This window comes from Bartonella sp. TT29SHDZB (assembly GCF_042193395.1).
In the GTDB taxonomy this organism is placed as follows: Bacteria; Pseudomonadota; Alphaproteobacteria; order Rhizobiales; family Rhizobiaceae; genus Bartonella.
Genome location: NZ_JBHILQ010000077.1, coordinates 1 through 2,029 on the forward strand (window position 1 = coordinate 1; position 2,029 = coordinate 2,029).

The window sequence follows — 2,029 nt, forward strand, 5'->3', positions numbered from 1 at the left end:
GTTCACGCGTTTTCTATTTTAATATATCACGAGGCTATTAATGGCTGGCTTTATCAATAAACTCACGGGCTTTTTTAAAATTTCTCGTCAACACAATCCCCATTTTGAAGCGGCAAGCAAAAGCCGCCGTATGGGTGGTTTTGACCCCGCAAAAAAACATATTAATAAAGCGATTGAAGAATGCGGTGATACCATTGTTGCCCGTTCAAGATGGCTTTATGACAATGAATCTCTTTATGGGTCTGCAACAGAAGAATGGGTCTCTGCGGCTGTTAGTGATGGGATTAAACCCTATCCTCGTATTGAAGGTTTTCAAGAAGAAAAGAAAAAGCTTTTAGACTTATGGTGGCAATGGGTTGATGAAGCAGACTATGATGAAGATGCCAATTTTTATGGACTTCAAGCAACCATTGCACGAGAGGTCTTTTTAACTGGTGAATATTTTGTAAGACTACATTATGTTGACCTCTACGGGCGCTCTGGTGTACCACTTCAATTACAAGTTTATCCCACCGAAATGTTAGACCTTACTTACAATGGACCGGCTGATATTGAAGGCAATTACATTCGTATGGGGATTGAATTTAATGCCAGTGGCAAGCGTGTTGCTTATCATTTCTGGGAACATCACCCCTATGATGATGTCCCTGCAAATATAGCATTTGAGAGCCAAGAGCGCGTGCGCGTCCCTGCTGAAATGGTCCTTCACATCAAAGAGCGCCGTATCGCAGGACAATTGCGCGGTTCTCCAAAAATAACGCGCGCTATGACAAAGATCTTTCAACTCGAATCCTATGACGACGCAGAACTCGATAGAAAAAGGACGGCGGCTCTTTTCGCGGCGTTTGTCAAGGACAATTCACCAAACGTCGAAAAATTATCCGATAATCGTGATAAAAACAACGTTGAAGAAGAATACAAAGCACCTGTCATTGCGCCCGGTGCATCTCTTTATTTAGGAGAGAATAAAGAAGTTACATTCTCAAATCCTGTTGAGGTTGGAGGTTCTTATGAGGCTTTTCAATTTCGCAATATCTTGAAAATTTGTGCAGCACTTAATATGCCTTATGCCGTTGTGACTGGAGACGTTACGCGCGGCAATTTTTCCAATGTGCGTACCTCTATCATTCAGTTTAGACGGCACGTCAAACAATGGCGTGAACATATCATTGCCTTTCAGTTTAACCGCATTGTGTGGGAGCGTTTTGTTGAAATGGCAGTGCTTTCTGGATGCGTCAATTTGCCAGGGTGGGAAGAAAATCCCTTGCCATGGCTTCAATGTGAAAGCTTTGCACCCCCGCTTGAAATGATTGATCCAAACAAGGATATCTCAGCGGAAAAAGAAGAAATTCGTGCAGGCTTGAAAACACGACGCATGGCACTTGCCGAGCGTGGCTTTGATATCGACAGCATTCATGCCGAACTTGAAGAAGAGCACACAGACGCTCGTGCGCGCGGCTTATCTTTTGACACGGATATGGCAGCGCCTTCTGGTAGCAATCAAGTGATTGATACAGCAGATTCAGAACCTTCTGAGACTTATGAAAGTAACCAAGGCAGTGAGGCACATAAAAATGGTGAATAATCTTGATATGCCGTTTTTGGCATCACGGCTTTTTGGGGTTCCACATATGCTTGCCTCGACAAAACTTGATGTCATTCTCAATGCTCTTGCACCGCGTCTTTTTGAGGGAGAAAAGTTTCCCATTGAAGCTTATTCGCAAGAGAATACAGAAGCTTTAAGACCCCCTGAAACTTATGTAGTACAAAACAATGTTGCCATAATACCGGTTCATGGCACGCTTGTGCGCCGTGGTGCATGGCTTGGGGCTTTATCGGGGCTAACCTCTTATGAAGGTTTAAGGGCTTCTTTTCGTGAAGCCATTGCACAACATGATGTTCGCGCTGTTTTATTTGATATTGACAGCGGCGGTGGAGAAGCCGGCGGTGTGTTTGATTTGGTTGAAGAGTTTCAAACACTCTCAAAACAATACGACAAGCCCATTTGGGCACATGCCAATGAGTTTGC

At 43.9% G+C, this 2,029-nt stretch carries 1 protein-coding gene and 1 pseudogene; both read left to right on the forward strand.

Annotation, left to right across the window (positions count from 1 at the left end):
* The first annotated feature begins 40 nt into the window (after window positions 1–40).
* On the forward strand, window positions 41–1,585 hold the full coding sequence (locus ACFIJJ_RS09560; RefSeq protein ID WP_375646778.1) for a phage portal protein: 1,545 nt from the start codon (window positions 41–43) through the stop codon (window positions 1,583–1,585).
* Window positions 1,575–2,029 (forward strand): annotated as a pseudogene (locus ACFIJJ_RS09565) (S49 family peptidase); the annotation flags it as partial. The gene ACFIJJ_RS09560 and the pseudogene ACFIJJ_RS09565, both read left to right, overlap by 11 nt.

What these genes read in the sequence shown, in the direction of transcription:
- ACFIJJ_RS09560 (WP_375646778.1), top strand. Translation starts at nt 41, where the DNA reads ATGGCTGGCTTTATCAATAAACTCACGGGCTTTTTTAAAATTTCTCGT.